At 47.7% G+C, this 26283-nt stretch carries 23 protein-coding genes, 1 other RNA gene and 1 pseudogene; 4 read left to right on the top strand and 21 right to left on the bottom strand.

Features of this window, described 5'->3' with window-relative positions; genetic code table 11:
• Positions 1 to 351 precede the first annotated feature (351 nt).
• The 3 genes from hpf to DHL47_RS05610 form a co-directional block, all read right to left on the bottom strand.
• Positions 352 to 894: a ribosome hibernation-promoting factor, HPF/YfiA family gene (gene hpf, locus DHL47_RS05620; protein WP_128834149.1), complete on the bottom strand. Its 543-nt coding sequence runs from the start codon at positions 892 to 894 to the stop codon at positions 352 to 354.
• Between the two features lie 81 nt (positions 895 to 975).
• Positions 976 to 1641 carry a ComF family protein gene (locus DHL47_RS05615; RefSeq protein ID WP_209551181.1) on the bottom strand — a complete coding sequence of 222 codons (666 nt, stop codon included), beginning with the start codon at positions 1639 to 1641 and terminating at the stop codon, positions 976 to 978.
• Entirely contained in the window at positions 1638 to 2936 is a 1299-nt protein-coding gene (locus DHL47_RS05610; protein ID WP_209551180.1) for an ATP-dependent helicase ComFA, read from the bottom strand. The genes DHL47_RS05615 and DHL47_RS05610 overlap by 4 nt, the downstream gene beginning before the upstream one ends.
• A 56-nt stretch (positions 2937 to 2992) precedes the next feature.
• On the opposite strand from DHL47_RS05610, the gene DHL47_RS05605 reads away from it, so the two are divergent.
• The 3 genes and pseudogenes from DHL47_RS05605 to DHL47_RS05595 all read left to right on the top strand — a co-directional run.
• Entirely contained in the window at positions 2993 to 3625 is a 633-nt protein-coding gene (locus DHL47_RS05605) for a YigZ family protein (protein WP_209551179.1), read from the top strand.
• A gap of 121 nt (positions 3626 to 3746) precedes the next feature.
• Positions 3747 to 4676: a cysteine synthase A gene (gene cysK / locus DHL47_RS05600; protein ID WP_128834159.1), complete on the top strand. Its 930-nt coding sequence runs from the start codon at positions 3747 to 3749 to the stop codon at positions 4674 to 4676.
• Between the two features lie 133 nt (positions 4677 to 4809).
• Positions 4810 to 5215, top strand: a pseudogene (locus DHL47_RS05595) (transposase); the annotation flags it as partial.
• A gap of 235 nt (positions 5216 to 5450) precedes the next feature.
• On the opposite strand, the gene DHL47_RS05585 reads toward DHL47_RS05595, so the two are convergent.
• The 13 genes from DHL47_RS05585 to DHL47_RS05525 all read right to left on the bottom strand — a co-directional run bounded on the left by DHL47_RS05585 (position 5451) and on the right by DHL47_RS05525 (position 20578).
• Positions 5451 to 5813 (bottom strand): S1 RNA-binding domain-containing protein, encoded by a 363-nt coding sequence (locus DHL47_RS05585; protein WP_128834162.1) that lies wholly within the window; start codon positions 5811 to 5813, stop codon positions 5451 to 5453.
• Positions 5813 to 7213, bottom strand: coding sequence for a bifunctional Cof-type HAD-IIB family hydrolase/peptidylprolyl isomerase (locus DHL47_RS05580; protein WP_209551176.1), 1401 nt, complete (start codon positions 7211 to 7213; stop codon positions 5813 to 5815). Before DHL47_RS05580 ends, DHL47_RS05585 begins: the two co-directional genes overlap by 1 nt.
• Positions 7214 to 7356: 143 nt before the next feature.
• Complete coding sequence (locus DHL47_RS05575; RefSeq protein WP_128834166.1) at positions 7357 to 7989, bottom strand: response regulator transcription factor; 633 nt, start codon at positions 7987 to 7989, stop codon at positions 7357 to 7359.
• Positions 7967 to 8986 carry an envelope stress sensor histidine kinase LiaS gene (locus DHL47_RS05570; protein ID WP_209551175.1) on the bottom strand — a complete coding sequence of 340 codons (1020 nt, stop codon included), beginning with the start codon at positions 8984 to 8986 and terminating at the stop codon, positions 7967 to 7969. The genes DHL47_RS05575 and DHL47_RS05570 overlap by 23 nt, the downstream gene beginning before the upstream one ends.
• Positions 8983 to 9678, bottom strand: a complete 696-nt coding sequence (liaF, locus tag DHL47_RS05565; RefSeq protein WP_128834168.1) for a cell wall-active antibiotics response protein LiaF — start codon at positions 9676 to 9678, stop codon at positions 8983 to 8985. The genes DHL47_RS05570 and liaF overlap by 4 nt, the downstream gene beginning before the upstream one ends.
• A 382-nt stretch (positions 9679 to 10060) precedes the next feature.
• A complete protein-coding gene (gene pknB, locus DHL47_RS05560) occupies positions 10061 to 11908 on the bottom strand; it encodes a Stk1 family PASTA domain-containing Ser/Thr kinase (RefSeq protein WP_209551174.1) in 1848 nt (615 codons plus the stop codon).
• On the bottom strand, positions 11905 to 12645 hold the full coding sequence (locus DHL47_RS05555) for a Stp1/IreP family PP2C-type Ser/Thr phosphatase (RefSeq protein ID WP_128834173.1): 741 nt from the start codon (positions 12643 to 12645) through the stop codon (positions 11905 to 11907). Before DHL47_RS05555 ends, pknB begins: the two co-directional genes overlap by 4 nt.
• An 18-nt stretch (positions 12646 to 12663) precedes the next feature.
• The gene (rsmB, locus tag DHL47_RS05550; RefSeq protein ID WP_209551173.1) at positions 12664 to 13980 is read right to left on the bottom strand and encodes a 16S rRNA (cytosine(967)-C(5))-methyltransferase RsmB; all 1317 of its coding nucleotides are present in this window, start codon (positions 13978 to 13980) and stop codon (positions 12664 to 12666) included.
• A complete protein-coding gene (fmt, locus tag DHL47_RS05545) occupies positions 13970 to 14905 on the bottom strand; it encodes a methionyl-tRNA formyltransferase (protein WP_209551172.1) in 936 nt (311 codons plus the stop codon). Before fmt ends, rsmB begins: the two co-directional genes overlap by 11 nt.
• Before the next feature lie 385 nt (positions 14906 to 15290).
• On the bottom strand, positions 15291 to 17696 hold the full coding sequence (locus DHL47_RS05540) for a primosomal protein N' (RefSeq protein ID WP_209551171.1): 2406 nt from the start codon (positions 17694 to 17696) through the stop codon (positions 15291 to 15293).
• A gap of 66 nt (positions 17697 to 17762) precedes the next feature.
• Positions 17763 to 18077: a DNA-directed RNA polymerase subunit omega gene (gene rpoZ, locus DHL47_RS05535; RefSeq protein ID WP_128834178.1), complete on the bottom strand. Its 315-nt coding sequence runs from the start codon at positions 18075 to 18077 to the stop codon at positions 17763 to 17765.
• Positions 18078 to 18102: 25 nt separating this feature from the next.
• Positions 18103 to 18735, bottom strand: a complete 633-nt coding sequence (gene gmk, locus DHL47_RS05530) for a guanylate kinase (RefSeq protein ID WP_206512663.1) — start codon at positions 18733 to 18735, stop codon at positions 18103 to 18105.
• Between the two features lie 229 nt (positions 18736 to 18964).
• On the bottom strand, positions 18965 to 20578 hold the full coding sequence (locus DHL47_RS05525) for a ribonuclease Y (protein ID WP_128834181.1): 1614 nt from the start codon (positions 20576 to 20578) through the stop codon (positions 18965 to 18967).
• A 659-nt stretch (positions 20579 to 21237) separates the two neighbouring features.
• Here DHL47_RS05525 and DHL47_RS05520 point away from each other — a divergent pair.
• Positions 21238 to 21720 carry an S-ribosylhomocysteine lyase gene (locus DHL47_RS05520; RefSeq protein ID WP_128834184.1) on the top strand — a complete coding sequence of 161 codons (483 nt, stop codon included), beginning with the start codon at positions 21238 to 21240 and terminating at the stop codon, positions 21718 to 21720.
• 326 nt (positions 21721 to 22046) lie between these two features.
• On the opposite strand, the gene DHL47_RS05515 is transcribed toward DHL47_RS05520, so the two are convergent.
• The 5 genes from DHL47_RS05515 to DHL47_RS05495 form a co-directional block, all read right to left on the bottom strand.
• Positions 22047 to 23495, bottom strand: coding sequence for a cell division site-positioning protein MapZ family protein (locus tag DHL47_RS05515; protein ID WP_209551170.1), 1449 nt, complete (start codon positions 23493 to 23495; stop codon positions 22047 to 22049).
• A 12-nt stretch (positions 23496 to 23507) separates the two neighbouring features.
• Complete coding sequence (locus DHL47_RS05510; protein ID WP_209551169.1) at positions 23508 to 24662, bottom strand: THUMP domain-containing class I SAM-dependent RNA methyltransferase; 1155 nt, start codon at positions 24660 to 24662, stop codon at positions 23508 to 23510.
• A gap of 217 nt (positions 24663 to 24879) precedes the next feature.
• An RNA gene (gene rnpB / locus DHL47_RS05505) (RNase P RNA component class B) lies at positions 24880 to 25246 on the bottom strand.
• Positions 25247 to 25264: 18 nt separating this feature from the next.
• Positions 25265 to 25621, bottom strand: a complete 357-nt coding sequence (gpsB, locus tag DHL47_RS05500; RefSeq protein WP_128834186.1) for a cell division regulator GpsB — start codon at positions 25619 to 25621, stop codon at positions 25265 to 25267.
• A 71-nt stretch (positions 25622 to 25692) separates the two neighbouring features.
• Positions 25693 to 26220: an SLOG family protein gene (locus DHL47_RS05495; RefSeq protein WP_209551168.1), complete on the bottom strand. Its 528-nt coding sequence runs from the start codon at positions 26218 to 26220 to the stop codon at positions 25693 to 25695.
• Between the last annotated feature and the right edge of the window lie 63 nt (positions 26221 to 26283).

The following is a 26283-nucleotide window of genomic DNA, read 5'->3' as shown; positions in this document are numbered from 1 at the left end:
TTCAATGGTCTTTCTGCCGCTCTTGGCGACAACTATATTAGTATATCACCTGCACCTCGCTATGTCAAGTCATTTTTGAAAAGTTTTTTAATTTATTGCCGATTTTTTTACAGAGCTCTTACAAAACCTTTAAAATAAGGAGTGCTTTCATTATGAAGTGATGTCATATTTGAATGCATAGCTTGAGGATCTGTCCGTCCTAAAAAAGCGCAGCTGAAATGCCAAAAAACCAAAACTCTGCTCATCTCAGCACGGAATCTGACCAGGCTTAGCATGCGAACGGAGACAGCAATCATACTCAAAAGCAAAGCGAGGCTGAGACACCCTGTCCCAGCCTCCTTTTTTATTTCTTTATTTTACTTCCAAGAGGCCGATATCCCCGTCTTCTCGACGGTAAATGACATTGGTTGTCCCATCTTCGGCATCTGAATAGATGAAGAAATCATGCCCCAGCAAATCCATTTGCAGCAGAGCTTCTTCTAAGTCCATCGGCTTTAAATCAATATGTTTTGAGCGAACTACTTTTGATGGAATATCTTCGCTTTCTTCTACTAAAGCATCTGTGAACAGCTGGCTGGTAGCAACCTTATTGCGGTTCTTTCTTTCAATTTTTGTTTTATTTTTACGGATTTGACGTTCAATTTTATCTGTTACCAAATCAATAGAACCGTACATATCCTGAGAAACATCTTCTGCACGAAGGGTAATCGAGCCAAGCGGAATGGTTACTTCCACCTTAGCCGTCTTTTCACGGTAGACCTTGAGGTTTACGCGTGCATCCAGTTCCTGCTCTGCTTGGAAATACTTCTCAATCTTCTCAAGTTTAGAAACTACGTAGTCACGGAGAGCATCTGTTACTTCTAGGTTTTCACCACGGATACTATATTTAAGCATATAAGTACCTTCTTTCTAAACATAAATGTTTTATTTATAATATCATTATAACGCTTTCATTTCATTTTTGCAAATTTTTTCTCACCTAGCAATTGAAAATGTCAAAATTTCTTTCACACCCGCTTCCAGCAGGATTTGCTTAGCCAACTGCAGTGTTTTTCCCGTTGTATAAATATCATCTATCAAAATAATTTTTTCTGGCAGATGCTGGTCTTCTTTAATACTGAAACACTGCTGAGTCTGCAGACGTTCCTCCCTATTTTTGCTGGACTGTGCCACGGTGTCTCTTTTTTCTAAAATATTTTTGTATGCTATACCTGCACCGTCTAAGATACCTTCAACCTGATTAAAACCTCTATGCAGGAATTTTTCCGGACTAACCGGGACAGGAACTGCTAGATAGCCCTTAAACGCCCTCATCTTTTCCCTGACCGTTTCTCCAAATACAAATCTCAGCAGATAATCACCCTGAAATTTGTATTGGCTGAAATAATCTTTCATAGCCTGATTATAAGTGAAACAGGAAAAATGCTGTACCTGATAGCCTTCTCGAGACCAGCTTTGACAGTCTGAACAAATCTCTGCACTGCCTTTTCGGCAGCATCGTGGACAATGCTGGTCCGTTATTTGCTCAAAATTTTCAAAACAGCTTGAGCAGATACGCGGTTTTTCTGGCTTCAATAAGAAAAACTGTGAAAAAGTCAGCATTTCTTTCAGCTGACTGCTGCACAACAGACAATGCTTCATAGACCGGCCTCCCGATTCATGGCTTTGATTTCGCTGATGGCTTTTTCAATAGCAGATGTGCTGCCGTCGTGAAAAAAGAGCAGCTGGCCAGTGGGCCTATCCATACTGCGTCCCACGCGCCCAGAAATCTGCACCAGCGCACTGCGGCTGAACAGGCGGTGATTGGCTTCCAGCACAAAAACATCTACGCTAGGAAAAGTCACTCCCCGCTCCAAAATAGTAGTTGTCACCAGAATGCTGATCTCTTTCTGCCGAAACTGCTCAACCAGCTCCAGGCGATTTTCCGTCGTAGAAGCGACAAAGCCGATTTTTTCATGTGGAAAGTGCCGCTTTAAAATTCCGGCAATCTCCTGTCCTCTTTGGATTTCCGCAGCAAAAACTAAGAGGGGAAATCCAGTCTTTCTCTGCTCCTTGAGAATTTTTTTCAACTTGGGAGACAGCTTCCCTTTTTCTACCTGCTTTTGAAAATGCGGCAGCCAGACTTTCCGGGGTACTGTCAGAGGATTGCCGTGAAATCTTCTGGGCAGACTGAGCCGCTGCAGCTCTCCTTTTTTCACTTTTTTATCCAATTCGTCCGTGGAGGTTGCGGTCAGAAATATGGTCGTACTCTCTGTCTTAACCGCTTGTTTTACTGCATGATAAAGAATCGGGTTGTCCACATAGGGAAAGGCATCAACCTCATCCACAATCAGCAAATCAAAGGCGCGATAAAACCTGAGGAGCTGATGGGTGGTTGCAATGACCAGCGGACTGCGGACATAAGGCTCTGAATCTCCGTACAGGAGGGCAATATCGCAGGCAAAATCTTCCTTTATCCGGCGATACAGCTCTAAACAAACATCAATGCGGGGGCTGGCTAAGCAGACTGATCCTCCTCTATCCACTATTTTTGCTGCCGCCTGATAGATCATCTCCGTTTTCCCAGCCCCGGTAACAGCATGCACTAATGTATTTTGCTGTCTGTCAATCGCCTGCAGCAGGCCTTGCGAGACTTTTTCCTGAAAAGCTGTCAGCTGTCCCTGCCATGTGAGGACACAGTTTCTAGGAAAAGGCTCCTGCGGGAAATAATAGAGAGTCTGGTCGCTGCGAACTCGCCCCAACATCAGACACTGCCGGCAATAATAGGCACCAGCCGGCAGCCGGTGCTCCCCATCCGCCTTGCTGCCGCAGCGGCTGCAGTAAAAGCTGCCCTCCGACTTTCGCATAGCGGGCAGCCTCTGGGCCTCTTCCCGTAGTGCTGCTGCCAACTGGTCTTCTGTAAAAATTCGGCCTAAACAATCTGCTCTTTCTGTCATACTTATTCATTCGTAATTCTTTTGGCAAATGCAATCTTTTTTTGTAAAATGAAAGTATGGAATTTAAAACAATCAAAGCAGATGGACAGGTAGAAGAAGAAATCAAGAAATCCCGCTTCATCTGCCATGTTAAACGCATTTACACTGAAGAAGAAGCCCGCAACTTTATTGCAGCGGTTAAGAAAGAGCACTACAAGGCCAGTCACAACTGCTCTGCCTTTATCCTCGGCCCCCAAAGTGACATCAAACGGACCAGCGATGACGGTGAACCCAGCGGTACCGCTGGCGTGCCCATGCTGGGGGTTTTGGAAAATCAGGAACTGACCAATCTCTGCGTGGTCGTCACCCGCTATTTTGGCGGTATTAAGCTAGGGGCTGGCGGCCTTATCCGAGCTTATGCCGGCAGTGTGGCTTTGGCTATCAAGGAAATCGGACGGGTGGAAATCAAGGAACAGGCTGGACTGCGGGTGAGCATGTCTTACAGCCGCTATCAGGATTTCCCTGTCTTCCTCAAAAATGAAGGCCTGACTGAATATGATACCGTATTTACAGACAGCGTTGCTGCGACGGTCTTTGTTGACAAGGACCAGTCAGAAGCACTCAAACATCGGCTGACTGAATTTTTTAAGGGAAAAATCACCATTGCCAATCAAGGACTGCGGCAAGTGGAAGTTCCTCTTGAAATGTAAGGCATGCAGAAACAGGTTTGCTATAAATTTTCTCTATCAGAGCCATAGCTTTTTTATATTTTACAAAGCCTGTTTTTCGTTTTATACTGGTTCTATTAAGCTATATTGAGGTATAAACTTTATGTCACATATTTATAATAATATTACTGAATTAATTGGAAATACGCCTATTGTCAAACTGAATCGTCTTGTTCCCGAGGGAGCTGCGGATGTTTACGTAAAGTTAGAAGCTTTCAATCCGGGCTCTTCTGTTAAAGACCGTATTGCTCTCAGCATGATTGAGGCAGCTGAAGGCGACGGCATTATCAAGCCGGGCGACACCATTGTGGAAGCAACTTCCGGAAATACTGGTATTGGTCTGTCTTGGGTCGGTGCAGCCAAGGGCTACAAGGTTGTTATTGTCATGCCGGAAACGATGAGCGTGGAACGCCGCAAAATCATCCAGGCTTATGGCGCTGAATTGGTTTTGACACCAGGCAGTGAAGGGATGAAAGGAGCTATCGCCAAAGCTCAAGAAATTGCCCAAGAACGTCAGGGCTGGCTGCCGCTGCAGTTTAATAACCCAGCTAATCCAGAGGTTCACGAAAGAACAACAGGAGCAGAGATTATCGCTGCTTTCGGTGAAACCGGACTGGACGCTTTTGTCGGCGGTGTTGGTACTGGCGGGACAATCTCAGGTGTGTCACACGCCCTGAAAAAGGTCAACCCAGACGTGCAAATCTATGCTGTCGAGGCAGACGAATCAGCTATTCTTTCTGGAGAGAAACCAGGACCGCACAAAATTCAGGGAATTTCAGCCGGCTTCATTCCTGAAACCTTGGACACTGAGTCCTATGGCGGCATTGTCCGCGTCACTTCCGACCAAGCATTGGAACTGGGCCGGCAGGTCGGCGGACAGGAAGGCTTCCTGGTCGGAATCTCCTCTGCTGCAGCAATCTTCGCAGCTATTGAAGTGGCTAAAAAATTGGGCGCCGGCAAAAAAGTGCTGGCTCTGGCACCGGACAATGGCGAACGCTATCTGTCAACAGCACTTTATGAATTTGAGGCTTAATTCAAATCTTACAAAAAAACCGGAACGCTCGTTCCGGTTTCAGATTGTAGACAAAGTCTTGAGAAGACATCTTTCTCAGGACTTTTTGTCGTTTTTAGGAGTATAATAGAGATAAGTGATGGAGGTGCAGCCAATGTTTCATAAAAACCAAGTAGATTTAGAGCGCCAACAGCTGGAATTAATGAGTTTAGATATGCTGGTTCCACAGGACCACTTCCTGCGAAAAGTGGAGAAGGTGGTGGATTTTGATTTCATCTATGACCTCTTAGAAGACAGCTATAGTCCTGACCAAGGCCGGCCCAGTCTGGATCCAGTCCTGCTCATCAAAATCCCTCTCTTAAAAAACCTGTATGGGATTCGCTCCATGCCAGACCATGAAAGAGATTGAAATGAATATTGCCTTTCGCTGGTTTCTTGGAATTGGATTTGAAAGCAAGGTGCCACATTTTTCCACCTATGGCAAGAATTATGAGCGCCGCTTTAAAGACAGGGCAGTTGTGGAGGCGATTTTTAACCACATCCTTTCTCTCTGCTTTCATTATCATTTTGAGTTTTGAAGAGTATATAGTCTTCTAGTATGCTTTTATAGTACTAGGCAACGAGCCGCAGGCTGTACTTGGGTACGGCAAGGCGAGTTAACGACGGAATAAAAGATAAACGAAATGACGATAAAAAAGACAAAGAAATCCTTTCTCGTCTTCTTTTCATCTTTCCATGGTCAAAGCATTCCCATCCTTTGCCACGGCCGGCTCGAAAGTCTTTTTTTGTCTATGCTTACTCTTTTTCCTCTTTCAGAAACCCCTTGGCTTCTTCAATCCAGATCGGCATTTGTCTGCCCAGAGGTTCAAAACCGATTTTGCAGCGGCCGTTGGAAAAGCGGTGCCGTCTGGGAAGGCGGTGCCTCTCTTCTTCTAAAGTTCTCATGGAAAGACTGGCCTTGCCGGAAAATTCATCATAGTCCACAACCTGCACCTGCACCTGCTGACCTATTTTCAAAATATCATGGATATTCTCAATATAGCCCGGACGAATCTCTGAAATGTGAATAAGGCCGATGGTCCCATTCCCTAGCTCGACAAAGGCTCCGTAAGGCTGAATGCCTGTAATCCTGCCTTTTAATTTGTCGCCAATCTTCATCAGTCTGCAACCTCAATCGTTTCAATTACAACATCGTCAACCGGCTTATCCATGCTTCCAGTCTCAACAGCTGCAATCTGATCCAAAATCTCATAAGAAGCTTCATCAGCCAGCTGGCCAAAAACCGTATGGCGACGGTCCAGATGCGGAGTCCCCCCTTTGCTGGCATAGATTTCCGCGATAGGCTCTGGCCATCCGCCGCGGCTCAATTCCTTGGCTGAATAAGGCAGCTTACTGTTTTGGACAATAAAGAACTGGCTGCCGTTCGTGTTGGGACCGGCATTGGCCATCGAAAGAGCGCCGCGGATATTGTAAAGCTCCGGTGAGAATTCATCTTCAAACTTCTCTCCGTAAATAGACTGACCGCCCATACCGGTCCCTGTCGGATCTCCACCCTGAATCATGAAATCTTTGATAATCCGGTGAAAAATGACGCCGTCATAATAGCCGTCTTTAGCCAAAGCAATAAAGTTGGCCACAGTTTTAGGGGCTTGCTCTGGAAATAACCGAATCTTTAAATCACCGTGATTGGTCTTTATCGTTGCGAGCGGCCCTTCTGCTGCTGCAAGGTTAGCCTGCGGGTAATTCACTTCTTTTTCTACCATTCCTAATTCCTCCAAGGCGGCAAGAATGCCGTCTTCTTCTACTGTTTTTGTTATATAATCTGCTTTTTTCTGCAGTTTTTCATGGGAAATTCCCATAGCAATGCCGATACCGACATAGTCAAACAATTCTAAATCATTGAGTCCGTCTCCGAAAACCAGGACATTTTCAGGTTTCAGACCCAAGTGCTCTACAACATTAGCAACCCCAGATGCCTTGGAGCCCTCAATCGGCACCACATCTGAAGAATGGGGATGCCAGCGGACCAAGCGCAAATGGTCAGCCAGATCTTCCGGCAGCTGCAGACTGTCGCCGACTTGCTCAAAGGTCCACATTTGATAAATGTCCTGCTCCGCATAAAAGTCAGGATTGACAGTCAAGTCTGGATAGACGACGTCAATTGCATCCGAAATCAGGGGCGTCCGAGCAGACAGGGCCGCAGCATGGCTGCCGACCAGACCAAATCCAATCCCGGCGGCTTCAGCCCAAGCGATAAAGGCTTCCACCCTTTGCCTTGGAATGACCTTCTGGGCAATCACCCGGCCTTTGCTGTCTTCTACATAAGAGCCATTCAGAGTCACATAAAAGTCAGGTTTTAAAGCCCGAATCTCCGGAACAACACCGAAGATTCCACGACCGGAAGCGATGCCGGTCAAAATACCTTTTCTTCGCAGCTGCTGGAAAACTGTTTTGATGGATTCCGGAATAAAGCCGGTATCCTTGACCCGCAGGGTATCATCAATATCAAAAAAGACCATCTTGATTTTCTTTGCCCTGTATTTTAGTTTTGCGTCCATGAAGCCCTCTATTTTCTTTTTGTCGTCTTTTAGTTTGCTTTTAGGACTAGGCAGCGAGCCGCAGGCTGTACTGAGGTACGGCAAGGCGAGTTAACGACCTAATAAAAGATAAACGAAATGACGACATTTCTTCTATTATACCATTAAAATTCTTCCTGTGGGACCAGATGATGCTGAAAGGCGTACACAACTGCCTGAGTACGGTCGCTCACTTCCAATTTCGACAAAATATTAGAGACATGTGTCTTGACCGTCTTAAGAGATATGAAAAGTTCATCCGCAATCCGCTGATTTTCATAGCCCTTAGCCAAAAGCCCCAGAATATCACGCTCACGAGCTGTCAGGTCCTCATGGAGCTCGATATGATTGCGGTGATATTCTACTTTTTTGCTGACTTCCGTTTCAATGGCAAACTCGCCTTTGGCCACTTTTCTGACAGCATGGAGGATTTCCTCAGCACTGGATGTTTTCAGCATATAGCCCCTGGCGCCGGCGTCCAGAACCGGGTAGATTTTTTCATTATCCAGATAAGAAGTCAGGATTAAAATCTTAGCATCCGGCCACTCCTTTAAGATGGCCAGTGTAGCTTCGATGCCGTTCATCTCCGGCATGACAATATCCATCATCACAACATCCGGTCTGACAGCAAGAGCCTGCTCTACACCTTCTTTGCCGTTGGTCGCTTCTAAAACCTGCGCAACATCATCCTGCAGTTCCAAATAACTTTTCAAGCCCAAACGGACCATCTGATGGTCATCTACCAGTAATATCTTCATGATTGTCTCCTTCTAACAATGGGATAGTAATTTCAATGGACACGCCTTTTTTAGGAGCTGTCAGAAGTTTAAAGGTGCCTGCCATATCCTGAACACGGTCTTCAATATTTTTCAAACCGTAACTCAGCTCATCTTGGGCCAATGGATCAAAGCCAATGCCATTATCTGCCACTTTGATTTTCAGCTCACTGGGAGTCTGGTAAAGATAAATGTCCAAACGGCTGGCCTGAGCGTGCCGCAGGGTATTGTTAATCATTTCCTGAACAATGCGGAAAACATGCTCCTCTATCTGTTTTGGCAGGTGTTCTGCCTGATGGTTGAAATGAACCTCCAGATCGCTCTTGTCTGTCAGCTCCTTGATGATTACTTCCATGCCCTCAATCAAGGTCCGGTTTTCCAATTCTGTCGGCCGAAGATGCAGAAGAAGAATCCGCAGGTCTTTTTGGGCTGTATGGAGAATATCAGCAATGCCCTGCAGCTGCTTGTGCAGATTTTCCTGATCAATCCGATCCACATTTGCAGCCACACCTGAGAGAATCATATTGGCTGCAAAAAGCTCCTGACTGACCGTATCATGCAAATCCCGCGCAATCCGCCGGCGTTCTTTTTCGATAATTTTTTCTTCTGACTGCAGCGATTGATTTTCAGACCGCTGAAGATTCTCGGTCAGACTGTGCAGCCGGTCTTCTAAGCGCTGCAGAGAGCGATCAATCTCCGGCTGCTCAGTCGGCTCCCATCTCCGGCCCTCCAGCAAATGCTTGAGATTCTTCTGCATATGGGCTACAGCCATATGCTGGACCAAACGGACTGCTACGACGATTAAAATCGTCAGAGACAGTCCTAAAATGACTACAAAGAAGACAAAGGACTGCAGCAGTTCTAAATCACCAAAGAGTTCCTGCCAAGAAAAATCAAAAATATTGAAAATGTAATGAAAAACAACAAGGAGGACAAAGAAGGTGTAGACCAGAAGAAGGAAATAATTTGGCTTTTTCAATTTCTGACAACCTCCACATTCCCTAAAAAGCTGACCAGTACAATCTTAACAGTCTTATTGGCCCGCCTGTAGCCCGGAGTTGTCAGCGAAACGGTCTCATTGCGCAGCTTGCGGGAAGGGTGGTTGAGGAAGTTCACATCGCCGTAAAGGGTGTTAATCTGCAGCTGAATTTCGACATCAAGGGGCACTATAATCTTGGTATCCCCAAATCCCTTACGGATGACAACGACATTATCATGGTTGACCAGAATAACGTCTTCCAGATGAATCGTATCTCTGCCAATCATCCGCAGCAGATTAATATCATGAAACTGGCAGCTGTCCTTGGAAAAATGCTGCAAGTCTCCCAGCCAGCGATTCTTCTCGCTCTGAATCTCTACTTCTTCTTCAAAAATCAGATGGGTTTCTTGATTTTCCTTATAAATATAAGGGTATGCCACAATCATGCCGTAAACCAGGGCAAACAAAAGCGCTGCTATAACATAAGGATTAAGCATAATGATAAAGAAGAGCATAATCATGGAAGCGACCAGCAGAAAATTTCCCTTTTGCTTGCCGAAATAGTAATAGAGCAGCAGAAGAAAAAGCACCGTGATAATGACCACACGCGAAAAATCCGCTGCCAGCATAGTAATCAGCGCCATTGACAGCAAGACTGTTTCAACAAAAACAAATAACTGAACTTTCCACATAGCCATTTCCTTTCTGTACTTACCTATTTTAACAAAAATAGCCAGAAAAACCTCCGTCTAAGGCATGAAAAGCAAAAATTTCTGTTCGACCCGTTCGGAAATGAAGCCTTCTTCTCTCTTTTTCTTTCATTGGGTGCTGAGGGGAGGCTGGTTTGCCTAAAGACGTCAGACTCTTTGAAAATCGAAGAGGGCTCTTTCTTGCAGTCTTTCATCCGCCACCTCAAAACCAGATATTCTTTGAGTATGACAAAGCAGTCTCCCAGACTGGTTGAACGTCCCGGCTGCCAAGGACGAACTGGCTCAAGACGAGGTTTCTGAACCGGTCTATTGAATGAAAGAAAAACACCCCATTTCAAGCTAAAATGAAATGAGGTGAATCCTGCTATTGGTGACTGGAGGAGCTGGAAGAGCTCTCTTCTTCTGATGAACTGCTGCTTCTGGAGCTGCTGTCCGAGCTGGAGGAAGAGCTGGAAGACGAACTGGCTGTTGCCTCTGTCACATAGAGAGTGATTTTATCATTGGACTTGAGATCGATACTCTGACCGGCTGCCGGCGACTGGGAAGTCACCAGATCAGCCTGGGTCGAAGTAACCGAACGGTCCACCACACGCTCAATCCGAGAGGAAGAAATCCCCATCTGAATCAAGTAAGAGCGGGCATTAGCATAAGTATACTGCAGGCTGCCAAAGTCCGGCATCGCTACACTGGACACTTCCTTAGCTACGGTCAGGGTAATCTGAGCATTGGCTGACAGATCATAAGTAGCGCCGTAGGCTGGGGTCTGGGCAATCACCTGACCAGGTTCGTAGTCGCTGGATTCCTCTTCAACAATCTTGATGAGCTTCTCTGAAACCTTGTAATTGGTTTTCAAATCTTCAACTGCAGCTGTATACTGCTGACCGATATAATCGTCCATCTTGAAGGTCTTGGGTCCTTTGGACACAATCAAATCAATCTTGCTGCCCTCACGGCGCTGGCTGTTGGCCTGTGGGTCCGTTTTAATGACCTTACCGGACTCAACAGTATCACTGTACTCTTCCTTTTCCTCACCAACCACCAGCTTTTTAGCTTCAATAGTCGAGCGGGCCTCGGCAACCGTTTGGCCGGCAACATCCGGTACGCTGGTGTTAGACGGGCTGTTGTAAAGCAGATAGACAAAGGCTGCCAGAACCAAAAGCACAGCGAAGAACAGTACTTTATAGCGCGTTCTTAGATGGCGTTTTTTAGGATTTTTCTTAGCAGGAGCCGGATTTTCCTCTGCGGTTGATTGGCTGGACTCAGCTGTCTGCGCAGCAGCTTTTGCGGGCTGAGCGGCAGGCTGGGGAAGCGGCGAAATCTTAGGCAGGGTCTTGGTGTCTGCCTTTGCTGCATCGTCAAAGACCAGCTTCTTTTCATTGTGGCGCTCATAAGACAGGCTGCTGGATAAGTCTACATACATCTCTGCAACAGACTGGTAGCGATCGCTCAGTTTTTTAGCTGTCGCTTTAATAACCACATTTTCCAAGGCCTGAGGCACATTGGGATTTTCGTCAATAATGGAGGGCAGAGGCTTTTGAAAATGCTGCAGGGCGATGGTCACGGCACTGTCCCCGTCATAAGGGATATGGCCAGTCAGCATCTCATAGAAAATAATCCCCATGGCATAAATATCACTTTGAACCGTGGCTTTGGAGCCGCGGGCCTGCTCCGGTGATAGATAATGCACAGAGCCCAGCATAGAGTTGGTCTGGGTCAGACTGGTTTCAGCAAAGGCTACGGCAATACCGAAGTCCGTCACCTTGGCATTGCCGTCCGGGGTTAAGAGGACATTCTGCGGTTTCAGATCCCGGTGGACAATGCCGCGGGTATGCGCCAGGCGCATAGCCAGCAGGATTTGCCCCATGATTCTGACCGCTTCTTCATTAGAAATTGGAGAATTTTCTTTGATATAACGCTTAAGGTCCAGTCCTGCCACGTATTCCATCGCCAGATACTGCTGGCCGTCTTCCTCTCCAATATCGGTAATCCGAACGATATGCGGATGGTCTAAATCTGCCATCGCCTTCGCCTCCCGCTGGAAACGCGCAACAGCAATCGGATCCGTCTGGTAATTGGTCCGAAGGACCTTTACTGCAACTTCCTCGCCATCCAAAATCAAGTCCTTGGCCAGATAGACATCTGCCATGCCTCCTCGGCCGATTTGCTTGATGATTTTATATCGTCCGGCAAAAATTTTGCCGATTTGAATCATTCCTGCTCCTCCTTGTCAAATCGAACCAGAGCAACCGTGATATTATCTAGGCCTCCGGCATTGTTGGCAAAGCGAATCAAGGTTTCCGTTTTTTCAGCCAGACTGATGTCGCTGGTCACAATGTCATAGATTTCACTGCCTGAAATCATATTGGTCAGACCATCGCTGTTCAGCAGCACATAGTCTCCGTCTTCCAGACTAATCATGCCGTAGTCAGGCTGCACTTCGTCTTTTTGTCCGATAGACTGGGTGATGATGTTTTTCTGCGGATGGCGGGCTGCTTCTTCGGGTGTAATCTGCCCGGCCTTCAGCAAAGCATTGACCAAGGAATGGTCGCTGGTCAGCTGACTGTACTCCTCACCGCGAATCAGGCCGATACGCGAGTCTCCGATATGGGCATAAATAGCTTGGTCATCTATAATAGCCAAGGCTTCCAACGTCGTGCCCATCCCCTTGTATTCCTCGTCCTGGCCGAATTGGTGAATCCGCTGATTTTCTTTTTCCAGGTGCTCAGCAAACCATTCGCGCACTTGGTTGACCGAATCAATCTGTGTGTCAACCCAAGCTGCTCCCAAGTCTGTCACAGCCATCTCGCTGGCGATATTGCCGGCCCGATGGCCGCCCATGCCGTCTGCTAAGATAATCATGGTTTTGCCGGCGCGGTTGACAAAATGATTGGTATAATCTTGATTGTTTGTCCGCTTTTGACCAACATCTGTTAATAGTGAAATTTCCATGCTGTCAGTTTCCTCCTCTTATTCCGATACCTTCCTAAATTGACTGATAAAGAAGCCGTCACTCCCGTATAATTCTGGTGTAATCAAAATGCAGCCGTCTTTTACGATATCTTTTCTTTCATGGTCCAGTATCACTTGCTCAAAGTCAGGATGGCTGTCTAGGAATTTTTTGACAACTTCAAAATTTTCCTGACTCATAATCGTGCAAGTACTATATGCTATTATACCACCTTTACGTAGACTTTGACAAACGCTGTCCAGTATATCCAGCTGAATTTTTTGCAAAGTCTTGAAATCTGCATTTTCTTTATTGTATTTGATGTCCGGTTTGCGGCGAATGAGGCCTATTCCGGAGCAGGGAGCATCGACCAGAATCTTGTCAAAAGCCCGAGGGCCAAATGTCTCAAAAACCTTTCTGGCATCCAGTTTCTGAGTGGTGATTTTATCCGCTGCGCCTAAGCGCCGGGCATTCTCCTCAATCAGCTGCAGCTTATGGTCGTAGAGATCCAAAGCCGTGATGCGGCCGCTGGTCAGATAGGAAGCCATATGCACAGCCTTGCCGCCCGGGGCACTGCAGGCATCCAGAATGTCTTCGTCTCCCTCAATCTGCAGGATTGGTGCTACCAGCTGGCTGGATTCATCCTGAATCGTGATCAGCCCCTGAGAAAAGAGAGTGTGCCCGGCAAAGTTGCCCTGCTTTTTAACCAAGGCCGAGGGAGCCAAAAGAGAGTCCTCAGCTCCCAAAAGTTCTTTCACTTCCGCCTTGCGGGATAAATCTGCCACCCGAATACTGGCCTTGCTCCGGGTAAAGAGGCTGGCAAAGATAGCCTCAGCCCTCACTTCGCCGTATTCCTCTATCATAGCCTTAACCAGCCAGACCGGCAGAGAATACTGGATAGAGAAGCGTTTGTTTTTGCGCTTAATCCTGCTGACATCGGCCACGCCTTCCCGCTCAATCCTGCGCAGAATGGCATTGATCAGTTTCTCACTGCCTCGCTTGCGAGTTTTTGCAATCTCAGCCGCTTCATGGACCGCAGCATGACTGGGAATCTTATCCAGATAAAGCAGCTGATAAAGGCTGAGCAGCAGCAGGCTATAAAGCCAAGAATCCAGCTGATTGCGGTCTTCAATCAAGTGGGACAGATACCATTCCAGAGTGATCTTACGGGCAACAGTGCCGTAGACCAGCTCTGTGGTTAGACCTTTATCAGCCTGACTGAGTCTGCTCTGGCTGAGCGCTTTCTTCAAGGCAAGGTTGGAGTAGGCTCCCTGTTCAAACACTTCCTCCAGAACTCTTAAAGCAGTCAGGCGGGCGCTTGTATACTTAGTTTTCAAATGAATCTCCTACTGTCAGACTGCGGCCCAGACCGTTGAGAAAGTCTGCTACAGGCATTTTAGGTTTGCCGGCTGGCTGGACTGTCTTTAGGGCAAGGGCCCCCTGACCGGCCGCCACGATGAGCTCTTTTTTGCTGACCGCAATAATCTGTCCTGGCTGACCGCTGCCGGCTGCCGGCTCAGCTTCATAAATCTTGAAGCGCTGCCCCTTGAGCAGGGTGTGGGCCACCGGCCAAGGGTTCATACCGCGGATTTGATTAAAGAGCTGCCGGTCTGTCTTGGTCCAGTCCAGCCTCTCCTGTTCTGGGCTGATATTAGGCGAAAAAGTCACCATAGCTGGATTCTGGGGCTGAGGCTGGATCTTGCCAGCTGCATAATCAGGCAGCACCTCCAGCAGCAGGTCGCGGCCAATCAAGGCCAGTTTCTCAAACATCGTTCCGACATTGTCACTGTCTTCAATAGCTGTCGCCCGGCTGGCAATCATGTCCCCTGCATCCATTTCTCTGACCATTTCCATAATGGTCACTCCGGCCTCTTCATCGCCATTGATCAGGGCGTAATGAATTGGCGCTCCGCCACGGTACTTGGGCAGGAGCGAAGCATGGACATTCACTGCAAAATTGACGCTGTCTAAGAGCCGCCCCGGCAAAAACTGACCGAAAGCGGCAGTTACAATACCGTCAGCACCCAGCGACAGCAGCTCCTCCAATTCCGGACTGTTAGATAGTTTTACAGGCTGATAGACTGGCAGGCCAGAGGCCAAAGCCACTTCCTTGACCGGTGTCCGGCGGATTTCTTTCTTGCGGCCGACTGCCCGGTCAGGCTGGGTTACTGCCGCCAGAATCTCGTACTGCCCGCTTTCCAGCAGCCCCTTCAGAACAGTTGCTGAAAAGTCCGGCGTTCCCATAAAGATTAGTTTCAACATAGTTTCCTCGAATTTCTTCCATGAGGCTGGGACCAAAGTCCCCAGCTTCGTCTATTTCTATCGTTTGATTTACAAAACGCAGTGCTCTCTCTATTATAGCAGAAAAATCCAGCTGATTGCCGTCTTCTGCTTAAAGACAGCTTTTCCACTCTTTCGGTGTCAGACTCACGCCCTGTTTGCTGCGATTTGCTTCAACAGTTTGGAAATGAGGTGGTTCGGAGAACCTTTTCAGCCCAATCCCAGAAACGCAACAGCAGGGTCTGTCAGCTTGCAGCAAAAGGAAGGCCGGTCCCTCTGCAAGCTTGGGAGGCTGTTGGGCTTGCAGCAGCCGCCCCTCCCGCAGAGCTGGCACTGCCTTTGGGAAGTTCTGTCCGCACTGAGTTTATCACATGAAATTCTGCGGCTCATTATCAATGCTCAGGCGCAGGTCCTTGTTTTCCTTCTCCTGCGTTAGGTCCAAAACTTGATTGAGACTGGTCTGCAGGTCATCTTCAAAACGGTACTTAAGCAGAATTTGATAATGATAGAGATTGTGAGTTCGGGCAATGGGCTTAGGAGTCGGGCCCAAAATGTGCACCTTGTCCGACAGTCCGGTCCGCAGAATATCCAAGACCCGATAAGATTCTTTGACAGCTTTTTCCTCATCTCGGTGCGACAGGGTAATGCCGACCGTATAGTAGTAAGGCGGATAGCCCAGCTGTCGTCGGATACTCATTTCATAGGCATAGAAACCTTCGTAATCCTGTTTTTTCGCAAACTCAATAGCATAGTGATGCGGATTGTAGGACTGGATAAAAACCTGCCCGGCTTTTTCGGCCCGGCCGGCTCGGCCGGCTACCTGGGTCAGCAGCTGGAAAGTCCGCTCTGAGGAGCGGAAATCCGGCAGATTGAGAGCCGTATCAGCATTGAGCACACCGACCAAGGTCACATTGGGAAAATCCAGCCCTTTAGCAATCATCTGAGTCCCCAGCAGAATATCTGCCTGACCCTGTCCGAAGCTTTCTAAAATCGCCTCATGGCTTCCTTTTTTGCGTGTCGTATCCACATCCATACGGAGGATGCGGGCCTGAGGAAAAAGCTGAGCCAGTTCATCGGAGGCCTTTTGCGTACCAGTGCCATAGTAACGAATGCTGCGGCTGGAACAGACAGGACAGCTCTGAGGAATATTCTTGCTAAAACCACAGTAGTGGCAGTTCATGGTCTTGGTGTCCATGTGCAGGGTCAGAGAAATATCACAGTTGGGGCAGGTATCCACCGAACCGCACTCCCGGCACATGACAAAGCTAGAATAGCCCCGCCGGTTCAGCATGAGGACTACCTGTTCCTTGCGCTGCAGCCGTTCTTCAATGGCTGCAAGCAGCGGCGGTGTATAATTAGCGGCCTCGTTCTGACCGATGTAATCCCGGAAATCAACGACTTCTACCTGAGGTATCCGAGCCAGAGGATTCGCCCGCTTGGTCAGGAGCTGAAAGTCATAGAGACCCCGGCTGGCCCGCGCTCGGCTCTCCAAGCTGGGGGTTGCAGAGCCCAGAACCAGAACGGCTTGATTGTACTGAGCCCGCAACAGAGCCACATCGCGCGCATGGTAGCGAGGATTGGAATCCTGCTTATAGGAGGATTCATGCTCTTCATCAATGATGATGGCGCCGATATTTTTTAAGGGGGCAAACACGGCCGATCGGGCGCCGACCACTACCTGAGCCTCCCCCCGCTCTACCTTGCGCCACTCATCATACTTCTCGCCGTCAGACAAGCCCGAATGCAAAATGGCCACCTGATTGCCAAACCGTGAGATAAAACGATCGGTAACCTGCGGCGTCAGAGAAATCTCCGGCACTAGCATGATTGCAGTTTTCCTTTGAGCCAGCGCTTCTGCAATGACCTGCAGATAAACCTCTGTCTTGCCGCTGCCCGTGACCCCTTCCAGCAGAACCGGCCGAACCTGAGGCTGACCGATTTTCTCTGTGATGGCCGCGACCGCTGCAGCCTGCTCCGCATTTAAGGTCAGACTTTGCTGCTGTCGCTCCTTCTGGAAGTAAGCAGCAGAACGGCTGACCTCTCTTTCCTCGACAATCACCAATCCTTCTTTGACAAAGTAATGGACAATATCGCGTGAAAAGTTTTGGCGCAAATCGGCCAGCAGCCGACTGTCTTGCTGGTCCAGCAGCACTTCTTTCAAGGCTTGCTTTTTCTTAGCGGCTCGGGGCAGGTCATGGTCTTGCAGGGCAGCATGGTTGACTTGGTACCATTTTTCGGTCTTAATATGTTTTTTATCCGTCGCCTGGTATTCCAGCCGCAGTTTGCCTGAACGGGTCAGCCGCATGGCTCTGGCCTGACTGATTTTATCCAGGTCTGAAAAGCGGAGGCTGTCTGCCCGGCCCAATAGGCTCTCTCTTTCTTGAAGAGACAGCTCTTCAGTCGCATAAAGAATCTTATCATAGCTGGAATTAAGAAGGCTGGGCAGCATCGCTTTAAGAATAGAAATTTTAAAAGAAAAAACCGATTTGCGCAGCTGGTCGGCCAGCCAAAGCTGTTCCTCGTTCAGGACTGGACTGAAGTCCAGAACTTCCGCAATATCCTTAAAGCCTTCAACCTCCTCTCCGGCAGTTTCAGGCTCTTCCTCCCCGAAAGCTACAATCAGACCCTGAATCAAGCGATTCCCTTTGCCGAAAGGCACATGGACCCGCATCCCCGCTTCCAGCATACCGGCAAATTCCTCCGGAATAGCATAGCTGTAGGGTTTATCTGTCTGCATCAGAGGAATATCCACAATAATCTTGGCAACCCGCATCCGCTCACCTCCTCTACAAGTCACTGCGGTCCTTTACAGAAAAAATAAGATTGAGCAGCCCCAACCTTAAATCTTCTCACCTTCTTCTTTTTCTTTCGCAATCTGCTCTTTAATCTTGCGTTCTTCTTCTTCCCTGCGCAGGCGTTCTTCTTCTGCACGGCGGCGCACTGCTTCACGCTTGCCTTCTGGATCCGGGTGAATGACCACATTACCCGCTTCAATCTCTTCCAGAGCGCGGAGCGTGGATTTGACGGATTTGAACTCCTGAGTGCCGGCAGCTCCCGCTTCCAGCTCATGAGCGCGTTTGGCTTCCAGGATGACCAAGGAATACTTTGACGGCACCTTGTCCAGCAAAGTGTCAATAGACGGTTTTAACATCATAATTTTCTACCTAATTTCTAACTTTCTAGCGAATTATTGTTTCTTCTTTTGGAAGCATATCCTGGTAACGGCCGATGACCCGGTCCACCCGGAAATGCTCTGCTTCAATCACGCGTTTGACCCGTTCAGCAGCCAGAGGCACCTGATCGTTGACAATAGCGTAGTCATATTCCCTCATGAGGGCAATCTCCTCCTTGGCTTTCTCAATCCGCTGGGCAATGATTTCTGCACTGTCCGTACCGCGGCCGACCAAGCGGTCTTTCAGTTCTTCCAAGTCTGGAGGAGTCAGGAAAATAAAAACAGCATCCGGCACTTTTTTCTTGACCTGAAGAGCTCCCTGAACTTCTATTTCCAGAAAAACATCAACACCCTTGTCCAAGGTCTCATTAACATAGGTCAAGGGAGTGCCGTAGTAATTGCCGACATACTCTGCATACTCCAGCATCTGTCCCTGACGGATCAGCTCTTCAAACTCCTCACGCGTCCGGAAAAAATAATCAATCCCGTCTACTTCCCCAGGCCGCTGGGAACGGGTTGTCATGGACACTGAGTACTGAAACTGATTGTCAGTGCTTTCAAAAATTTCCCGTCTGACCGTACCCTTGCCTACACCAGAGGGGCCCGAAAAGACGATTAGTAAGCCTCGTTCCGTCATCATGTCTCCTTCGCTGTCTTTCTATCTAGTGTAACAGAATTGGGCCGATATTTCAAGGGGCTGAGAACAATGTATGCTATTCTATCACACCGGCTGTATGATTTTTAATGGCACAGACAGAAAAAGCAAGTCAGACAGACTCCCCTGCCAGCCACATCATCGTAAGCAGCTCTGACAAGGGACCGTATAAAAAGCCAAAAGAAAGCAATCTGCTGCCAGACTGCTCTCCTCTTTATTTAGCGTAATCCACTGCCCGCATTTCGCGGATAACAGTGACCTTGATATTCCCTGGATATTCCAGATTGTTTTCGATTTTTTCACGAACATCGTGAGCTAAAATCGTCACCTTGTCATCCTTGACCCGCTCAGGCTGAACCATGATGCGAATTTCGCGGCCGGCCTGCAGGGCAAAGCTGTTCTTCACTCCATCAAAGCTGTTGGCAATTTCTTCCAAGTCTTGAAGACGCTTGATATAGCTTTCAAGAGACTCGCTGCGGGCACCCGGACGGGCTGCACTGAGGGCATCAGCTGCGGCAACAATGACGGCAATCACACTCTCAGCCTCAACATCGCCGTGGTGGCTGGCAATAGTATTGACAACAATCGGATGCTCTTTGTACTTGCGAGCCAGCTCTGTCCCAATCTCTACGTGGCTGCCTTCCACTTCCCGGTCAATGGCCTTGCCGATGTCATGGAGGAAGCCGGCCCTGCGGGCCAGATTGGCATTTTCGCCAAGCTCACCAGCAATAGCACCGGAGAGTTTTGCCACTTCAATAGAATGACGCAGGACATTTTGTCCGTAGGAAGTGCGGAACTGCAGGCGTCCCATGATTTTCATCAAATCTGGGTGCAGGTTCGGTGCACCGATTTCATAAGCTGCAGCTTCGCCGTACTCACGGATGCGATTGTCAATTTCCAGACGGTTTTTCTCCACCAGCTCCTCAATGCGGGCCGGATGGATGCGCCCGTCTTTCAGCAAGGCTTCCATGGTCATACGGGCAATCTCGCGGCGAATAGGGTCAAAACCTGAGAGCGTGACCACTTCAGGCGTATCATCAATGATGACATCAATTCCTGTCAGACTTTCAAACGTCCGAATATTGCGGCCCTCTCGGCCGATAATCCGCCCCTTCATGCTGTCATCCGGCAAATGCACTGTTGAATTGGTCTGCTCAGCGACATAATCGCCGGCAACCCGCTGCATAGCCTGAACCAAAATATTCTTGGCGACCTTGTCAGACCGCTCCTTAATATCCTGCTCGGCATCCCGAATCCTAGTCGCAATCTCTTTGGAAAGCTTGTCTTCGGTCTGCGTCAAAATAATGTCACGCGCTTCTGTCTGTGACAGCGATGCAACTCGCTCTAATTCAGCATCTTTCTGCTTTTCGAGCTCCGCTACTTGCTCTGCACGCGCATCAATGTGTTTAGATTTATCTGAAAGACTTTGTTCCTTGTGTTCCAAGGCTTTTTCTTTGTTGGTTAAATTATCATCTTTCCGATCAAGATTTGTCGCCCGTTCAGCCAAACGGCTTTCGAGCTGTTTCAACTCCTGACGTTCAGATTTAAATTCTGCCTCAACTTCTTCACGATATTTTCTGGCTTCTTCTTTTGCCTCCAAAAGTGCTTCTTTTTTAAGCGAATTCGTTTCCCGCTTAGCTTCCTTGACAATCAAATCAGCCTCGCGTTCTGCTTGTCCGCGTAAATTGGTTGCTTCTTGTTCAGCATTTAAAAGAGTAAGTTCTGCGGCTTCTTTTGATGATTTCATCTTGACCGAGACACCTACATATCCAATCACTAAACCAATGATGGCAGCAAAAACAGACATAGCTATAGAAAGTAAGTCCATGTTTTCACTCCAAATCTATTTAAGAACCCCTGTTCACAGCTGACTTTCCCATCAAAAAACTTCTTCCCTGACAGCCGGCATGAAAGAGCTGCAGGACCGGTGCCAGAGCTCTTGGCTCTGCCAGCCCGCAGTGCTTTCTGAATTGCAGGATTCAGAAAGCAGAGAGTCTTTTACAGCGCTGCAGATTTTTCTGAGACTGGCGGGAAAAGAGCCCTTATCTGGCAATGTCATCTTTCTGAACAAAAATTCTAATTGTTGAATTCAAAATTCCATACTATTCTATCATAAATACAAAAATTTCACAAACCCATTTTTTGAAAAAAGAAAGCCTTTTTATTTTTGGGTGAGTAGGTTTAAATAGATAATCCGACTCTGAAATGCTTTCAGCCTGCAAGCCAGTTCCGACTGTCTTCAAAACCAAATTTTTAAAAATTCCCCAAACAAAACTTTTTTATGCTATAATCAAAAGGAAAGCTGCCTAGGAGAAAAACACCTGTCTGACCGACAAAAAAGTTTGGCAGCATAGGAAAGTCCTTCTCGCACTCGCTGTTACCGTCATTTAGTGTATCTTTTGTGACTTCGCCCCCTTCACCAGCCCGAGGGACTGTTAGATGTCGCAGATAGGACAAACGAAAAGATTGCATTGTAAAGGAGAAACCATGTCTAAAGAAGTTATTGTTGAAAGCTTTGAGCTGGACCACACCATTGTCAAAGCTCCCTATGTCCGCCTCATCGGAGAGGAAACCGGTCCCAAAGGAGACATCATATCCAACTTTGATATCCGTCTGGTCCAGCCTAATGAAGACTCGATTCCGACTGCCGGCCTGCACACCATTGAGCACCTGCTGGCCATGCTGATTCGCAAACGCATTGATGGCATGATTGACTGCTCGCCCTTTGGCTGCCGCACCGGTTTTCATATGATTATGTGGGGTCAGCACAGCCCGACTGAGATTGCTCAGGTTATTAAATCCTGCCTGCAGGAAATTGCAGACAGCACCAGCTGGGAAGATGTCCCCGGAACCACTATTGAATCCTGCGGCAATTACAAGGATCACAGCCTTTTCTCTGCCAAAGAATGGGCCAAGCTCATTCTCAGCCAAGGGATCTCAGACGATGCCTTTGAGCGCCATGTCGTTTAGATAAAAAGTAAAAAAGTTCTCTATTTCGAGAACTTCAGAACGTAGACAAATTCCATTTTCTTTGTAAAAATTTTATAAATTCTTACAAAGAATTAAGAAAAAGCTCATTGCTATAATTAATACAAAGATCAACCAAGCCTTTCCGCTGTGAGAAAAGCGCCTGAAACTCTTTAGTTTCAGGCGCTCGGAAGATTTGAGACTTTAGGCTCAAATCTTAGGTATGGAATTCCGAAGGGAGTCGCTACCGTCCGCACTCACTTAAGGAAAGACTTTGGATAACTTTGTCTTCACTCTCAAGTTCTCTATTTCGAGAACTTTTTTACTTTTTAGAAATCAAGTGAATCGGCATAACCCGGTCCGTTGCCGACGAAGTAACCGGTCTTGCAGTTGATACTGAAGAGATAGGTGCCGTCGGGCTTAAAGAGATTATAGTAGCCATTGCCTTTGATAATATTGACGCGTTCCAGAATGTAGTTATCCCCTGAAATGTATCCGCGCTCGCGGGAAGTCTGAAGAATCTTCTCTAAGACTCCCGGATTGAAAGTCCAGGCCGGATTGCTGCTGTCATCAATAGCTGCCTGATTGTAGGGCACCCGGCTCAGACTGCGCTGCAGGTTTACGCCGTTGCTGGAAATACCGTAACCGCTGGCAGCGTTGGAAACAGCACCCGAATCAGCGCCTGCTGAACCGCTGTTTGCGGCAGCAGCTGTTCCGCCTTGATCTGCAGCAGGTGCCGGTGTCGCTGTTTGCTGACTACGCCCCTGAGCAATCGCTGCCTTGAGCACTTCATCTAGTTTGGCATTGCCGCTGGATACATCTGAGAAGGTTGCATTGGTATTGGCCTTTGCATCCTTGTTCAAGACACCATCGGTGATGGCACCGCCGTCAAACTGCGAGTTCACGCTTTGGATGGCCGAGATTTGCTTGACCAGAGAGTCATACTTGGTCTTAGCAGCATCATAATCTTTGCCGCCTTTTAGTTTCTCCAGTAAGGCTTTCAGCTTTTCCAAATCCCCAAATTTGCTGTTTTTTACGGCCGTCTGATTGCCGTCGGTAAAGAAAGCAGCATACGCTTCATTAAAAGCTTTTACATCCTGAGCGCTGCTGTCTGAGCTGGAAGAGGAAGAGGAGCTTTTCCTGCTGGATTGAGAAGTTGATGAGCTGCTGGCAGTTGTGCCCTTTCCAAAGAGACTGCGTCCCAGCGCAAAATAAAGGGTTGTTCCGACAGCTGCAAGGCCCACAATCCCCAAAACAGAATAGAGAACAGCCTTTTTCTTATAGAAAGGAAGGGCAGGTACTTCCAAGTCTTCATCATCAATAGGATCCGGAGCCGGGCCGTAGCTGGTCTTGGTCACCGAAGCCACTGGAATATCGTCCAGTTTTTCCGAGCGCTTGCTGCGCGAGCCGAGCGGTTCAGGATCAGAATCGGCTGCAGGGCTTTCAGCCTTTTCCTGATTTTCAGGAGCAGAGCTGCTCTCCACTGCTTCTCTCGTTTCCTTGATAAATTCCGCCAATTCAGAAGTTGAGGCAGCTGCCGATCTTGAGTCCTGCTCCGGCACTTTTTTGATTGTCTGCGTATCAAACTTCCCAGCCTCGATTTCCTCACGGTGCTGCTTGATGTACTTGTCCAGTACATTGTCGCTGTCCGTGACACCGGCTTCCAGCTCCTCTTTCTTGCGGTTGGCCTGACCGACAGTCATTTCTTTGGCCTCTTCAAAATCAAGAATTGACTCTTTTTTCTCTTCTTCTGGCGAATAATTTTCTTCTTTGCTCACGGCATGTCCTTTCTAATCTAGCTGACGTTTGACCCGCTGGCCAAAATATTGATATAAGTCGACTTTTAAAGTCCCATTATAAAGTTTCCGTTTCTTATCGGCCTGACTGCCGTACTTCGTTTCAAAAGCCTCATCGCTGGTCAAGATAAACTTGCTCCATGTTTTTAGAGGAGCGAAAGTCTTTCCCATATCCTGGTACAGCTTCGTTACTGCATCGGCATCCAATAGACGCTCGCCGTAAGGCGGATTGGATACAATAACGCCATTGATTTTATCCGTATGCAGGTCCTGCAGGCGCATCTGCTTGAAGCGGACTTGCTTCGCCACCCCTGCTGCCGCTGCATTTTTCTCGGCAATTTCGACCAGGCGGGCATCCAAGTCAGATCCGGCAATATCCAGCTCAATCTCTTGATGAATCTGGCGCAGAGCATCTGACCGCGCCTGACGCAGAGCTTCCTTGTCCACCCAGCTCCACTCTTCAAAAGCGAAGGAACGGTGCAGACCAGGAGCTATATTCATGCCAATCATGGCTGCCTCTATACAGAAAGTGCCTGAGCCGCAGGTCGGATCAATCAGGGGCTTGTCCGGATACCAGTTGGACAGGAGCAAAATGGCTGCTGCCATATTTTCCTTCAGGGGGGCTCCCCCTTTTTCTGTCCGGTAGCCGCGCTTAAAAAGGCTGGAACCGCTGGTGTCAATCAGAACGGTTGCTGTATCTTTCAAAATAGACACTTCAATCTTGTACTCTGCGCCATTTTCCATGAGGGGAACCCCTTCCGGACGTGCATAGTGCTTCTGCAGCTTTTTGACAACAGCTTTTTTGGAAATAGCCTGTACGCTCGGTTCATTATGCAGCTTCGATTTGACACATTTAGCCTTGGAAATAGGGAATTTTGCGCCTAAAGGCAAATAATTCTCCCAATCCAAAGCAAAAACGCCCTGAAAGAGTTCCTCAAACGTCTTTGCAGGAAAGCTCCCTACAACGATTTTGATGCGGTCAGCTGCACGCAGCCAAAGATTGGTCATCATAATCGCTGAGATATCGCCCTTAAAGCGGACCCGGCCGTTTTCTACCTGGCAGTCCAGTCCCAAATCTCTGATTTCACGGCCGACGACTGCTTCCAGGCCTGCAGCAGCCGTGGCAATTAAATTAAATGTTTCTTTCATCGTTTCCTCAAAGGAAGAATCTCTATGCACAAAGCTGGCTTTTCCGCACTCAGAGGACGAGCCGCCACACACGCAGCAGCGGGACAGTCCAATCTCCAACGGCTGAAGCAGCCGGAGTTAGGGACCTGCGGAGTTGAACCCGAAGGAGCAGCCTTTGATTCTTACCATTATAATTAGAGGCTAAGGACCATGCCCCAGCCTCAACCTATATGCAATTTTCTATAAGCCATGTTTTGTTCCGGAAATGACTAGGCACCATTTCCTTCGATAATCATCTGTCTACTGTTTCCAGTCAGAATGCTATGTTCGTTTCCACGCACTCCGTGCCCCGACCAAAGTTTGGGTTGCTAGCTTGAGGGGTTTACCGCGTTCCACTTCCTGCGTTTCCGCAGAAACTACGTCACTGTGGCACTTTCAGGCATACTCCAGCATATCAAATGACGTAGCTGTTTCAACCGCCGTAACGAAATTTTTCGTCCCTAGGCTTATTGTTTCGCCTAGCACAAACACTACCGGCATCACAGCCAGTGCTAGCATGGACTTTCCTCATGAAAAGCTAATTTTTCACGCGATTATCCAAAAATTGCACAGTTCCAGAAGGTTTAAAATTCACGATCCAGAATTTGTTTGCCAAATACTTCCTTTTCAAGACGGTTCAAACGCTTCAGGATATCAAAATTGGTCGCAGAAGTCATCTGCGGAATATCCACTGCCGGCTGGGATGGCTGGCTCGGCTGAGACGGCTGCTGAACCGGAGCCTTTTCAACCGGCTTCTTAGCCAGTTCTTCCTTCAGACGGCGGTTTTCTTCCCGCAGTTCCTTGACCAGAGCAGAGTAGGTCTCATAGTCCTTAATCACGTCATCCAAAAATTCGTCTACTTCAGACTTGCTGTAACCGCGCACTTCGCGCTTAAAATCTTGATCAAAAATATCTTTTGCTGTAAAAATAATACTTGCCATGTTCTCTCTCCAATCTGGTTTATCCTATTCAATTATAAACAAAATCCCCTATAAAAATCAAGATTTATCCCCTAATTTTCCGAAAAATTTTCTGCGGCTTCATTCAAGTCATCAAAAGTTAACTTTTTGATAAAATACTGTTCTTGCTTTTTCATCTCTTGGTAAAGATAGTTCAGTTTGGTCTCCTGCTCCTCATCATAAAAAAGATAGGCTCCGTCGGTATTTTGGATGATGAAATGATTGTAGTCGCGAAACTGGCTGGGATTTTGGTAGGAAGGATAGGCATATTTGACAAAATCAACCTGTTTAAAAGCCGCCAGCCGGGCCTGATTGGCTTCATTCCAATTCTGACCGTGGTTTTCAAAAAGAAAAATGGTGGCCGTCTGAAAGCCATAGTCTGCTTTCAGCTCATTGGCGACCTCTAAAACCCAAGCTTCAAAGCCCAGATTGCCCATAAACACAATCCAGTCCAGACCTTCCTCCAAAAAACGAAGCAGGTCCCGTCTGACAGCCTCTTTTATCACTTTTATTCGAATATCTTTTTCTGATGTAAGGCCGATTTCAAAGGCTTTGTAGCCGGCGATGAGTAGACTTGTCATTTATTCTCCCCTCAAAAAATATTTTTATGATATAATAGAGTGATGTTATTGTACCAATAAGGA

Origin of the sequence: Streptococcus panodentis (assembly GCF_017884005.1) — a bacterium.
GTDB lineage: Bacteria > Bacillota > Bacilli > Lactobacillales > Streptococcaceae > Streptococcus > Streptococcus panodentis.
This window is presented reverse-complemented; position numbering and strand designations above follow the sequence as displayed.